Origin of the sequence: Marinifaba aquimaris, from assembly GCF_013328345.1 — a bacterium.
GTDB classification, from domain to species: Bacteria; Pseudomonadota; Gammaproteobacteria; order Enterobacterales; family Alteromonadaceae; genus Marinifaba; species Marinifaba aquimaris.
Map to the genome: position 1 here is coordinate 79472 of NZ_JABULX010000017.1, position 12608 is coordinate 92079.

At 39.8% G+C, this 12608-nt stretch carries 12 protein-coding genes and 1 pseudogene; 7 read left to right on the forward strand and 6 right to left on the reverse strand.

Features of this window, described 5'->3' with window-relative positions; translation table 11 throughout:
- Positions 1–30 precede the first annotated feature (30 nt).
- Positions 31–1065 carry a phosphoserine phosphatase SerB gene (gene serB / locus HR060_RS19765; protein WP_343044225.1) on the reverse strand — a complete coding sequence of 345 codons (1035 nt, stop codon included), beginning with the start codon at positions 1063–1065 and terminating at the stop codon, positions 31–33.
- 179 nt (positions 1066–1244) lie between these two features.
- Here serB and HR060_RS11845 point away from each other — a divergent pair, with 179 nt between their 5' ends.
- Positions 1245–1991, forward strand: a complete 747-nt coding sequence (locus HR060_RS11845; RefSeq protein ID WP_174200508.1) for an AhpA/YtjB family protein — start codon at positions 1245–1247, stop codon at positions 1989–1991.
- A 20-nt stretch (positions 1992–2011) separates the two neighbouring features.
- On the opposite strand, the gene HR060_RS11850 is transcribed toward HR060_RS11845, so the two are convergent.
- The 3 genes from HR060_RS11850 to bfr (HR060_RS11860) form a co-directional block, all read right to left on the reverse strand.
- Positions 2012–2593, reverse strand: a complete 582-nt coding sequence (locus HR060_RS11850; protein WP_174200509.1) for a hypothetical protein — start codon at positions 2591–2593, stop codon at positions 2012–2014.
- Positions 2594–2781: 188 nt separating this feature from the next.
- The gene (gene bfr / locus HR060_RS11855; protein ID WP_174200510.1) at positions 2782–3249 is read right to left on the reverse strand and encodes a bacterioferritin; all 468 of its coding nucleotides are present in this window, start codon (positions 3247–3249) and stop codon (positions 2782–2784) included.
- Positions 3250–3251: 2 nt separating this feature from the next.
- Positions 3252–3725: a bacterioferritin gene (gene bfr / locus HR060_RS11860; protein WP_174200511.1), complete on the reverse strand. Its 474-nt coding sequence runs from the start codon at positions 3723–3725 to the stop codon at positions 3252–3254.
- 259 nt (positions 3726–3984) lie between these two features.
- Between bfr (HR060_RS11860) and argJ the strand changes: the two genes are divergently transcribed.
- A complete protein-coding gene (argJ, locus tag HR060_RS11865; protein WP_174200512.1) occupies positions 3985–5229 on the forward strand; it encodes a bifunctional glutamate N-acetyltransferase/amino-acid acetyltransferase ArgJ in 1245 nt (414 codons plus the stop codon).
- Between the two features lie 81 nt (positions 5230–5310).
- On the opposite strand, the gene grpE is transcribed toward argJ, so the two are convergent.
- Both grpE and hrcA read right to left on the reverse strand, forming a co-directional pair.
- Positions 5311–5904 carry a nucleotide exchange factor GrpE gene (grpE, locus tag HR060_RS11870; RefSeq protein ID WP_174200513.1) on the reverse strand — a complete coding sequence of 198 codons (594 nt, stop codon included), beginning with the start codon at positions 5902–5904 and terminating at the stop codon, positions 5311–5313.
- A gap of 53 nt (positions 5905–5957) precedes the next feature.
- The gene (gene hrcA, locus HR060_RS11875; protein ID WP_174200514.1) at positions 5958–6980 is read right to left on the reverse strand and encodes a heat-inducible transcriptional repressor HrcA; all 1023 of its coding nucleotides are present in this window, start codon (positions 6978–6980) and stop codon (positions 5958–5960) included.
- A gap of 123 nt (positions 6981–7103) precedes the next feature.
- Between hrcA and nadK the strand changes: the two genes are divergently transcribed.
- The 5 genes and pseudogenes from nadK to HR060_RS11900 form a co-directional block, all read left to right on the forward strand.
- Positions 7104–7982, forward strand: coding sequence for an NAD(+) kinase (gene nadK, locus HR060_RS11880; RefSeq protein WP_174200515.1), 879 nt, complete (start codon positions 7104–7106; stop codon positions 7980–7982).
- A 261-nt stretch (positions 7983–8243) separates the two neighbouring features.
- Positions 8244–9722, forward strand: a complete 1479-nt coding sequence (locus HR060_RS11885; protein WP_174200516.1) for a methyl-accepting chemotaxis protein — start codon at positions 8244–8246, stop codon at positions 9720–9722.
- Positions 9723–9748: 26 nt separating this feature from the next.
- Positions 9749–10297 (forward strand): DUF6436 domain-containing protein, encoded by a 549-nt coding sequence (locus HR060_RS11890; RefSeq protein ID WP_174200517.1) that lies wholly within the window; start codon positions 9749–9751, stop codon positions 10295–10297.
- Between the two features lie 110 nt (positions 10298–10407).
- Positions 10408–12072, forward strand: coding sequence for a DNA repair protein RecN (recN, locus tag HR060_RS11895; protein ID WP_174200518.1), 1665 nt, complete (start codon positions 10408–10410; stop codon positions 12070–12072).
- A gap of 111 nt (positions 12073–12183) precedes the next feature.
- A pseudogene (locus HR060_RS11900) lies at positions 12184–12608 on the forward strand (helix-turn-helix domain-containing protein); the annotation flags it as partial.

A 12608-nucleotide genomic window follows, 5' to 3' on the forward strand; every position in this document is an offset into this window, starting at 1 on the left:
GGCTGACTAAAACCAGCCCTGTTTGATTGCTTATCTGTCTAAAATAGCCAGTAATGCATCGAGGCCATGTGTGTTAATTGCTACATCGGCTTTTTCTTGAACTAACGGCTTAGCTTCAAAAGCCACACCTAAATTTGCCGCATTCATCATCACTAGGTCATTTGCACCATCCCCCATAGCAACGGTTTGCGACATCTCAATACCAAACTCTTTGGCAAGCTTCTCTAATGTATCTGCTTTGACTTGTGCATCAACGATACCGCCTAAAACTTGGCCTGTTAATTTGCCATCTTTGATTTCAAGTGTATTGGCTACCGAAGCATCTAGACCTAAATCGTCCTTAAGCTGGTCTGCAAAATAAGTAAAACCACCCGAGGCGATAGCAACTCGCCAGTCGTGCTGCTTTAATACTTTAACTAAACGCTCTAAACCGTGCATAAGTGGTAGGTTACTTCTGACTTGAGCAATAATACTTTCATCAGCATTTTTTAGTGTTGCAACACGGCCACGAAGGCTCTCGGCAAAATCTAGCTTACCTTGCATCGCAAGTTCTGTTACTTCTGCAACTTCTTCACCAACACCGGCTAACTTAGCAATCTCATCGATACATTCGATTTTAATGGTGGTGGAGTCCATATCCATCAACAATAAACCAGGTTGCTTTAATGTCGGACGAGCCGCTAAATGCCAAACTTCTTTGCCGTGTTCTTGTGCCCATGTTTTAGCTTGGTTTAACACCTCATCGCTGATCTCAGAATCCAATAACCATCTAAGCGCAATGTCTTTCCCTTCATCTAGAGCAGGTACAATCTCTACAGCACTATTGAGTACTTGGGCATGGGCAAGCATATCACTAATATCACTGAACTCAGCCTGGCTAAAAGTGCTGCCATAAACAGTTAAGCTCGGCTTTGTTGATTGTTCAGCTTGGAGGTAATGAACAGGGTTAGTTGAAGAAAGGTGAATAGCTTGGCCTTGAGTTAGTTCAAATTCAGCAACATAAGGAGAAGCAATATGATCAGCATCTTGTACTGCTGATAAATCAAAGATTGAAAATTCAGACACGGAGGGTTCTCGTAAAAACTTAATTGGCACTATTATAACCAATACGAGGCAATAACCAATGGTGAAAATTACAAATCATTTAAGGATTTAGCCTGTCTTTTTTACTTTTGCTAGCTGGTTTGGTAAAGATAAAAAAGTTAATATAATTAGGTTAGTAACAAAGGCAAAGCTGAATAACTGTGCAAAATAGACTTGAAGAGTTAGAACAGAAGATATCAACACGAGATACTCGATGGATCTATCGGAAGTTTGCCCAAATTGGTTTGGCAATCAGCTTATCAGTCATGTTAATCGCCATGTGGCACACCTCGACCCAGAGCGGTGCTGAGAAATTTGAACAGCATGCTTATTTGCTCGTGAGGCATATTGTCAAACAAGCCCTACCAAGTACAGCTGAGTCGATAAAAAAACAGCAAAGCCAATCACTTACCCATATTATTGAGCATTTAAGCCACTCTGATTTTATTCTTGATGCGACAGTCTACTCAGCAAAAGGCGAAGTATTGGTCGAAACCAAAAACTCGCTTCCTCTGACTCAAGCACTTGGCCTCGATAGTGAACAAACTAAACTGTCGATTAACAAGCATATTAAAAAAGAAGAAAAAGCTGAACCTATCGTTACTGCTAACCCGCCAAGTGCTGCTAACTCAGAAACTTTGCTTGAAGAAAGTCAAAATGCGTCACCTCTGACAACACCACTTAGTTTGATAAAACCAGCTGCCAAAATAGAGACCAGTTTGTTTCCGATTGTTGAAGATGTAGTTAGCGATGGAAAAACAATAGGCTATATTCGAGTCACTTTTGATTATGACCAAGTGCAGCAACAAGCGAAATCTTTTCAGGAAGATTACAGTGAACTGACCAAATTAATGATTTTGATCAGTGGACTGATTGGTTTTCTGGTTGCTCGTGCATTCAGCAAATAACAAACAGGCTTTAAACGTTCTTATTTAAATTGTTTTAACTTAGTTAAAGAAAGCTTGTCTGCAAACTTTTTCAATTCTGAACGAGAAACTTGGTAACCTTCTAAAGACACGACATATTTGTCAGCAACAACAAAATCAAGCTGACCATTTTTGTGGTAATCATCAAATGCGATGGCACCTCTATTTCCGTTCACTACCGTCATTTGGCTGTTGCGGTTTTTGATTAATAGCGGGTTGGCTAACATAGCTAGCATCTTTTGTGATTGCGGGCTGTCTGATTGTAAGGTTAATTTAATATTGGCATCTTCTTTGTAGTAATAGCGCTCAATATTGACACTACCACCATACATCAACGATTGAGCATAGTTATACTCAACCTCATCCGCTGTCCAGCCGGCGATTTTACTCGGTAAAATTTTTGCTAGTTTTTGAGACTTTTCTTGATTAGCCAGTTGCAATGCCATCGATAGGTTTTCAACGGTAGCCGAGTAATTTTTGCCATTATAATCTGACAGTGCAGCTTGAATGATTTCAGCAACTGAATCAGCACGTGCTGAGGTAGAGAGAAGTGTTAAGCCTAGAATAAGTGCGCTTTTGTACATCCATGTCTCCTGCTCAATCCTATGTGAGCTCGTTTATTATCAAAAATTAATAATTAGAAGACCTTAAATAATACGCCGAAATACTGGTCTGTCCACCAGAACCATATAAAAAGGTTAACAATTTGTGAACCAGTTAACAAAAAAGCCAACTGCAAGTGTTGGCTTTTTTATTGGAAAATGGAAACGTTTTAAAGTTGAGATTGTAAGTAGTTAGGTAAGCCCAACATTTTAATCAGTCTCAGCTGCTGTTCTAACCAATAAGCATGGTCATTTTCTGTTTCTTCAATAAGCGTCATTAACATATCGCGACTGACATAGTCTTGCTCAGTTTCGCAAAGCGCTATTGTCTCTTTCAATAATGCATCAACGGCATATTCAACACGTAGGTCACTTTCTAACATTGAAGGTACATCGTTACCTATGACTAAGCCATCACGCGTGACCATATCCGGAGTGCCCTCTAAGAACAAGATGCGCTCAATCAATAACGAAGCGTGCTCACGCTCGTCGTCTGATTCATGCGAAATACGCTCGTGTAACTTTTTTAAACCCCAATCTTCGTACATGCGAGAGTGGATGAAATATTGGTCCATTGCCGATAATTCATTTGCTAAAAGCTTGTTTAGCGCATCAATAACTTTTTGACTACCTTTCATAATTAATCTCCTTCAACTTGAGCTTGAAGGTAATTTTCAATACCCATGTTTTCGATTTGGTAAGCTTGAGTTTCAAGCCAGTCTAAGTGTTCTTCTTCGTACTTTAAGATATCTTCAAGTAACTCACGAGAAACATAATCTTGAGCCGTTTCACACTCGGCAATAGCACGACGAAGTAAAGGAAGTTGTTCAATTTGGAAGTCGGTATCACACTGCAGCATCTCTTCTGTGTGCTCACCAATTTTTAAAGTGCCAAGGCGTTGTAAGTTAGGTAAACCTTCCAAGAATAAAATGCGCTCGATTAACTCATCAGCTTGTTTCATGTCTTTAATCGATTTTTTGTAGCACTTTTCATTTAATTCTTCTAAGCCCCAATTTTTGTACATGCGTGCATGTAAAAAATATTGGTTGATAGATGTCAGTTCAGAAGTCAGCACTTCGTTAAGTAAAACAATTAGTTGGCTATCTGTTTTCATGGCCTTAAGTCCAAGTTGAGTAGTTATAGGAATAACGAATTATTCAAAAGTAGTTAAAGCTTAGTTGCTACCGTCAAAAAAATCAAATTTTTTCTTTATTTTCAACAACTTAAATAATAATAACAATTATCATTAAGAACACCCTTATCAGTATTGTTTGTATAATAAATAACCAAAACTACAGTTTAGATTGAAACTGGCTCACTAGATGCAATAAAATAAAAATTCATAACAAGTTAATAATTATTAGTGAACGTATATGCCAGTTAATTTACCACCTCTCGATCCTTCATCATTATTTCCTGTTCCTGGGATTCGTCTCGGCTGGGCTGAAGCAGGCATAAAATACCCTAACCGCAAAGATCTACTGATTATTGAAGTAGCACAAGGCAGTGCTGTTTCTGGAGTATTTACCTTAAATCGCTACTGTGCAGCACCTGTGACTTTATGCAGATCTCATTTACAGGCCAAACAAGGTATCCGCGCCTTAGTTATCAATACCGGTAACGCTAATGCAGGCACAGGTGAACAGGGAATGAAAGATGCACTATTAACTTGCGATACTGTAGCTGAAATAATGCAATTGAACACAGAACAAGTTTTACCTTTTTCCACGGGTGTTATCTTAGAAAAACTTCCTATGGATAAGCTACTAGCTGGTTTACCAGAAGCAAAAAATAATCTGACAGATGACTGTTGGGCTGATGCTGCCGAAGCAATCATGACAACAGATATTGCACCAAAAGCCATTTCTAAACAGTTGATACTAGGTAGCGACAAGATAGCCATCACAGGCATGAGCAAGGGCGCTGGGATGATCCACCCTAATATGGCGACTATGCTGGGTTACTTAGCAACAGATGCTAATGTCAGCCAAAGTTTGTTAGATGAGATCACACAAGAAATTGCTGATTTATCTTTTAACTGCATTTCAGTAGACGGTGATACATCAACCAACGACTCTTTCATTATCATCGCGACTGGCCAAAGTGCAGCTGAACCAATCACATCAAGACAAGATTCAAGATTCGATGCACTTTATCAAGAGCTACTGAGTCTGTCTCAATATTTGGCCAAAGCAATTGTTAGAGATGGAGAAGGTGCAACTAAATTTATCACCGTTGATGTGCAAGGGGCTAAATCAGTTGCAGAGGCAAAAGCAGTGGGCTATGCAATTGCCAAGAGCCCTTTAGTTAAAACGGCTTTTTTTGCATCGGATCCAAACTTAGGTCGATTACTCGCAGCTATAGGCTATGCACACAGAGAGTGTGAAAGCTTAAATGATTTAGATACGGAAAAACTAGAGTTAGCGCTCGGAGATGTCATGGTTGCGCAAAATGGCGGTTTTGCTAAAGGCTATACTGAAGAAAAAGGTCAGGCAGTGATGGATCAAAGCGAGATCACGATCACAATTAAACTCAACAGAGGTCAGTTTGACGCCAAAATCTGGAGTTGTGATTTCAGTTATGACTACGTCAAAATCAACGCCGAGTATCGAACGTAACCCGCATTACGTTAAGGTATTCGCTCAGATACAAAAAAACCGCTTTTAAAGCGGTTTTTTTATATCGGATAAATCGATTACTTAAGCTTGAGTATCAACTTTTGCAGCTTGAGAAACCATAACCATAGCTGGGCGTAATAAACGGCCGTTAAGCTCATAGCCTTTTTGCATAACTGCGATAACAGTATTTGGCGCTACATCTGGGTTTGGAACCATAGACATCGCTTGGTGGAATTCTGGATTGAATGCTTCACCTTCAGGGTTTAATTGTTTGATACCTTGCTTTTCAAGTGCATCAACAAAGCTCTTCAATGTAAGCTCTACACCTTCAACAACTGGCTTAATCGCTTCTTCTTCTTTATTGGCAGATTCAATCGCACGCTCTAAGTTATCAACTACTGGTAAGATATCTGCACTGAACTTTTCAATGGCACGAGAAATTGTGCTCTCAGCTTCACGAGCTGTACGGCGACGCACATTGTCAATTTCAGCTTTAGCACGCACAACCGAGTCTTGTTGATCGGCTACTGTTTTTTCAGCAGCGGCTAATTTTGCGGTCAATTCTTCAATTTGTGCTTGTTCTGGTGATAAAACCTCACCCTCTGCTGCTTCTACTTGTTCTGCTTGCTCTACTGATTGCTCTTCAACTTGAACATCGTTTTGTTCATTGCTCATGTTTCTCTAACTCCAAAACTGAAAATCTCTCTTTAATGAGGACAATATAGGGATTAATCTTTTTGATTCAAGGCTGAAGTTAATAATCTTGCTGTTATATCAACAATTGGAATGACTTTTGTGTAATCCATTCGCGTTGAGCCAATCACAGCAAGTCGACCAACTGTTTGTCCGTCAGCCTGATAAGGTGCACTGACCACAGAACAATCGGCAAAATCACTTAAGCCTGATTCATTACCAATAAAAATTTTCACGCCATCAGCATCAGAGCAACGCTGCATTAAATTCATCACGCTTTGTTTCTCAGTCACAGCATCGATTAATTGCTTTAAACGATCAAGCTCTTCACTAATACTGCTATCGAGTAGGTGATTTTGACCTGCTAAAACTAAGTCTTCTTGCTCACCGGTAATGGCTAAGTTCAAAGCTGCCTTTGATAAATTGGCCACTTCTGGTGATGTTTGCATCGCTAGTTCTTTGATACTGGCAATGCCCTGCTCTAGCGTTTTTCCTATTATCGCTAAGTTCATCAGCTGCGTTGTTTGCGATAGTGCTAAATTACTAATCGGCTCGTGAGACTCAATAATTCGATTTTGAATATCACCATCATGCATGACTAGTACACAGATAAGGCGCGTTTCAGTTAAGCGGATAAACTCTATCTTCTCAATTTTGGTTTGGTTGAGTTTGGGTACAGTTACAATGCCCGCCATCGATGTCATATCAGCTAATAGCTTTGAAGCGTGCTGACATAATTGGCTAGGAGTCAAATCGGCGCTCAATTGATGTTTGATATAGCCCGTAATGTTATGCATAAAGGGTTTGACGGTCAGTAGCTCATCAACAAAAAAGCGCAACCCTGTCGGTGTAGGGACACGACCAGCTGAAGTATGAGGAGAGGCTAACAAACCAGACTTTTCTAGGTTCATCATCACATTTCTAATAGTGGCAGGGCTCGCCGTCAACTGACGATGATCAGCTAATGTATTAGCGAGCGCCTTTGATGAAATAGGCTGACCTTGCTTTAGATACTCTTCAACCAGCAGTTTCATGATCTGCATGGCTCTGTCGTTCATAAATACATACCTTTAGTGCTTGTTATTACTTGTTATATGAACACTTTCTTAAATTTCAATTAGTTTGATTCAAATATTAATGTAAGATTAAACAAAAGATTTAAAAGCAATAACAGTCACTACATGCAACCAGTTTTCAACAAAATAGGTTTAGTCGGTAAACCGCACCATAAGGCAACATTATCAAGCTTTAAGCGTCTGCATAGCTTTTTAAATAACGCGGGGTGTGCTGTTTTTCTTGATCAAAGGTTATCGGCTTCACTAAACTTCGATGATGTTAGCTTTATTTCCCTTGATGAAATGGGTAAAACCTGTGATTTAGTTATTGTTGTAGGTGGTGACGGCAATATGTTAGGTGCAGCCAGAGTGTTATCTCAATACAGTACACCGGTTATTGGCGTCAATCGAGGCAACTTGGGCTTTTTAACTGATTTAAACCCCGAGCAGTTCGAACAAGATTTAACCCAAGTTTTAGCTGGAGAATATGTTGCTGAAGAACGCTTTTTATTGGAAGTCACCGTCAAAGATACACAAGGCCAATACGACAGCTTAACAGCCGTTAATGAAGCCGTTTTACACTCAGGTAAAGTCGCGCACATGATGGAGTTTGAGGTTTATATCGATAACAACTTCATGTTCAGTCAAAGAGCGGATGGCTTAATAATCTGTACACCAACAGGTTCGACAGCTTATTCGTTATCCGGTGGTGGCCCAATTTTAACACCTGATTTAGAAGTTGTTTGTCTACAACCTATGTATCCTCACTCTTTATCCAATCGCCCTATTGTGGTCGATGCCAACTCAACCATAAAACTGATTATTGCAGAGCAGTCAAATACCACAAGTATTACTTGTGATGGTCATAACTCCCTTAACTTAGCATTGGCCGATGAAATTACCATCCACAAAAAAACCAATAAATTAAAGCTGCTCCACCCGAAAGATTACAGTTACTACAATGTGATCCGCAGTAAATTACACTGGGGCAGTAAACTTTACTAAACCAACTTTCCAGCAAATGGCCGGTTATTTTAATGATTAAAGTTAATCGGCTTTGCTTAAAAACAGTTCAAACCAGCTTCTACCTTTTTATTCCACAAAATCTTAAAACTTTAGACTAAAGTCTATAACAATCTGTTTTTATTAGTTTTTTATTCAAAAAATACTTGCACACGACAATCAACTCCTTTAAAAATACGACCTTTAAAAAATCGCAAAACAGAATATTTCGCTATTATCACATCAAGCAGACAAGGAGTTCAGATGTCAGCAAATCAATCAATTCATATCAAAACGGATCATTTAATGCGCTGGATGGTGATTGGAGCCTGGTTTGTCAGTTTTTTATATGCCTCTGTCTATAGTACCTGGATAGAAGCGCTTGTGATTGGTGGTGTACTCGCCATTCCTGCTTTTTTAATTGCGTCTAGCCAACCAGGACAAGCGCATACTCGCCACATACTGACCATCGCCCTACTCGGTTTAGTTGCTTTGCATGTTCAACAACTTAACGGTGCTGTGGAAGCGCACTTTGGTTTTTTTGTTGTTACTGCATTTCTATTTATTTACAAAGATTACAAGCTTTTTATCACAGTGATCACAGTTGGCGCCATCCATCACCTCGGTTTTTACTTCTTACAGGTACTTAACACTGGTATCGTTGCTTTCTCGCCTGAAAACGCCAGCTTTTTAATTGTTTTACAACATGCCAGTTACTTAGCGTTAGAGTGCGCGGTTCTGGCTAAATTTGCCATGGATTCACAAGCTGAAGCAGAGCTTGTTCGCTCATTAAATAGAATAACGGATCACCAAGATGGTTTAGATTTTCGCCTTAACAATACACAAACCGATAATGCCCTATTAAACCAACTTAATACCTTGGTAAACAAAACAAGCGGTGCCTTAAGTAATGTAAAAGTAGCCAGTGAGCATATGATGTTGACCGTCTCTGAGGTATCAGATGCAATGATCAGTTATCGAGTAAAATCTGAACAACAAGTCAACCAAACAATTAATATCGCCACGGCAACCAATCAGATGTCTCAAACCTTTGAAGAAATGGTTGAACATGCAACATCAGCGTATGACAAAGTATCGACTTCTGCATCAAAACAAACATCCGCCAGTTCTGCGATGGAGTCTTCTAAGCAGTCTATATCAGAGCTGAAAAACACAATCGACAGTGCTAATAACACGATCACGACTTTATCAGAACACAGTCAACAAATAGGCCATGTCCTTGATGTCATTCAATCTATTTCAGATCAGACTAACTTACTTGCGTTAAATGCAGCCATTGAAGCAGCTCGAGCAGGAGAAGCTGGACGTGGTTTTGCAGTTGTTGCTGATGAAGTCCGCACGTTAGCCATGAAAACACGTGAATCGACTGATGAAATTCAAGCGATTATTAGTAGTGTGCAATCAAGTGGTGACCAAGCTGTCAATGAAATGCAAAGATGTAATACCTTTATCGAAGACAGTATCAAACAAACAGTCAATGCCAACTCGCAGTTATTAGAAGCAACAGAGCTCATAAACCAGCTTGAGAAAATCAATCAGGCTATTGTTTCAGCCATTACCGAGCAAAGCCATGTCGCTAAAGATATAGCAACAAATACGGACTCGATTCGCCAAGTAGTTGAAGATTCAAGTGTCGATATTGAGCAAATAGGCCAATCAATTTTAGCCATAGAGAATGACTCTGACAGTTTGAGTCAGCAACTCAAGCACTTTGTTGTTTAAACTTTTCAACCATACCCCAGATAAGTATGAGTAGGATAACCAAACTGTTTATCCCTTTGTGGCTCATACTTATCATTTCAGTATTTTATCTATTTTTTGGTCAAGCTATTCAGGCTTTTAATCAAGATGAACGCTGGCTAAGTAAAGCAACGTGGTCAGCAAAAAATGATATTGTCGAACAAATATTTAGCCATTATCAGCTCACAACCAACACCAATATCCTCATTCATATCACTAACTCGTCATGTCAATGTGAGCGTTTTAGCCAAGGTTATATCCAGTCTGTCAATCAGCAAGCTGAGTTTTCAACCTACCAAAAATTGATCATAGATTTATCATCAAATTCCCTGCCCGCTCTACTGGTGCACCAATTAAAAAACATTGTTCCTGCAACACCCGCTGCGCTTGTTTGGTCAGCGTATCACCAATCCGTTGCATTTATTGGCCCACATACAGCAGGCTTAGTATGTGGTAAGGGTGAATCTAATTTAAGTGTGGTGAACTTTAGTCTCAAACATCAAATTAACCCCGAATATTTCCCTTTTGAGCAGTTAGGTTGCTTTTGCAAAGTCTAAAAAACAACCTTGACCATACAGTACTTATACAGTATAAATAAAACACTGTATTTAATAACAGTAATAAAACACTCACTATACTGCTGTTTAATCATTTTTAGGGTAGCCCAATGCTTTCACATTTATTTGTAAAAGACTTTGCCATTGTTGAATCGCTCGATTTAGAGTTTCAAGCGGGAATGACCACAATCACTGGAGAAACTGGTGCAGGTAAATCCATATCTATTGATGCATTAGGGTTATGTCTTGGAGATAGAGCCGATGCAGGCATGGTGCGTGCTGGCGCAAGTAAGGCAGAGATCTCAGCCACTTTTAATATTAGTGACATAGTCAACGCACAAAACTGGTTAATCCAGCACGATCTAGCTGACAGTAACAGCAACGAGTGTATCATCCGTCGAGTCATCTCTTGCGAAGGACGTTCAAGGGCCTTTATCAATGGTAGCCCTGTCGCTTTGCAACAACTAAAAGCACTCGGTGTCTTTTTAATTAATATACATGGACAGCATGCCCATCAAGCGTTAACTAAATCGGATTACCAACTGACTTTAGTCGATAGTTTTGCCGGACATGATGATTTACTGGAAAGTGTCCACAATGCCTATCAGTACTGGGATATGCGACGCAGTGAATACAAAAAATTAAAGCAGCAAGAAAGCCAGCAAGCCGATCGCTTGCAATTAATTGAATACCAAGTGGCTGAGCTAGATGAGTTTAACTTGCAGCAAGGTGAATTTGAACAAATTGAAGAAGAACAAAAAATCCTTGCGAACACCAGTCAATTAATGACTGAAAGCCAAACCAGTTTAACTATGCTTTATGATGGTGATGAGCACAGCGCGTTTGGCTTAGTTCAAGGTATCAGTAACAAACTTGCTAAATTGGCCGAGGTTGATGAAAAGCTCGCACCCGTCATTGATATGTTAAATGAGGCACAAATTACCCTAGAAGAAGCAAGTCATGATTTACGTGGCTACCTAGACAAACTCGAGCCCGACCCAGAGCGCCTCAATCAAGCAGAGCAACGTTTATCAACGGCACTAGAATTAGCCAGAAAACACAAGGTAAAACCAGAATCGTTACCTGATGAGCATCAACAATTAGCCGCAGAGCTTGCTGAAATAAAGTCTTTAGATGCTAAAAGCGAAGAACTTGAAAAAGAGTTACAACAAGCAGAAAAACACTATTATCAATTAGCTGAAAAACTGACGCAAAGTAGACAACGCCATGCAGCAAATTTAGCCGATATGATCACAGCAAGTATGCAGCAACTGAACATGGCACAGGGGCAATTTGCAATTGAATTACGTTCTCTGTCAACCCCAACCAAGCTAGGTGCCGATATGGTTGAGTTTTTAGTGAGTGCAAACCCTGGGCAACCTCTACAAGCCATTCACAAAGTGGCTTCAGGCGGTGAGTTATCGCGAATTAGTTTAGCAATACAGGTGATCACCGCTGAAAAAATTGCCATGCCAAGCCTTATCTTTGATGAAGTGGATGTTGGTATCAGTGGTCAAACCGCTTCAGTTGTAGGTCAAATGCTAAGAAGAATTGGTGAGCAAACTCAAATAATTTGTGTTACTCACCTACCCCAAGTTGCCGCTTGTGGTCATCAACAAATGCAAGTGGCCAAACAAACAGACGGTAAGCAAACACAAACTGAAATGATCCCACTTAACAGCGATAACCGAGTGATAGAGTTAGCGCGCTTGCTCGGTGGCGATCAGGTAACAGACATCGCTATTGCCAATGCTAAAGAGCTTCTGGCAGGTTAATCAAATAAAGCTCATTGACAAAAAAAAGCGACCTAAAAGTCGCTTTTTTGGATTATATTGACCCGTCCTGAATAAGGTTGACACTTTTCCAACTTCAATTTGGAGAAGATAATGAAACCAATAACTAAGCGTACACAAAAAGATTATTCACTTGCCTTTAAATTATCCGTCGTTGATAAAGTAGAAAAAGGCGAATGTACTTACAAACAAGCGCAAAACCACTATGGAATACAAGGGTCTTCAACCGTTTTAACTTGGCTTCGCCGGTATGGTCAACTAGATAGGAGTAAAGGTACACCCAATCATATGAATGAGCTTCCCCTTATGTCTAAACCCAATGACTTAACACCTGAGCAAAAAATCAAAGCCCTCGAAAAAGAGCTAGAAGATACCAAGATAAAAGCACAATTCTTTGAAACGATAGTCGATGTACTTGATAAAGATTTCGGAGTACGTATCACAAAAAAGCAACGCAACGCGTTATTGAAGAAAAAAACATAACCAAGCTATCTGTCAGTAGAGCTTGTCGTTATCTC

Coding starts and splice junctions, on each gene's coding strand:
- HR060_RS11850 (WP_174200509.1), bottom strand. CDS start 2,593: ATGTACAAAAGCGCACTTATTCTAGGCTTAACACTTCTCTCTACCTCA.
- bfr (WP_174200510.1), bottom strand. CDS start 3,249: ATGAAAGGTAGTCAAAAAGTTATTGATGCGCTAAACAAGCTTTTAGCA.
- bfr (WP_174200511.1), bottom strand. CDS start 3,725: ATGAAAACAGATAGCCAACTAATTGTTTTACTTAACGAAGTGCTGACT.
- argJ (WP_174200512.1), top strand. CDS start 3,985: ATGCCAGTTAATTTACCACCTCTCGATCCTTCATCATTATTTCCTGTT.
- grpE (WP_174200513.1), bottom strand. CDS start 5,904: ATGAGCAATGAACAAAACGATGTTCAAGTTGAAGAGCAATCAGTAGAG.
- hrcA (WP_174200514.1), bottom strand. CDS start 6,980: ATGAACGACAGAGCCATGCAGATCATGAAACTGCTGGTTGAAGAGTAT.
- nadK (WP_174200515.1), top strand. CDS start 7,104: ATGCAACCAGTTTTCAACAAAATAGGTTTAGTCGGTAAACCGCACCAT.
- HR060_RS11885 (WP_174200516.1), top strand. CDS start 8,244: ATGTCAGCAAATCAATCAATTCATATCAAAACGGATCATTTAATGCGC.
- HR060_RS11890 (WP_174200517.1), top strand. CDS start 9,749: ATGAGTAGGATAACCAAACTGTTTATCCCTTTGTGGCTCATACTTATC.
- recN (WP_174200518.1), top strand. CDS start 10,408: ATGCTTTCACATTTATTTGTAAAAGACTTTGCCATTGTTGAATCGCTC.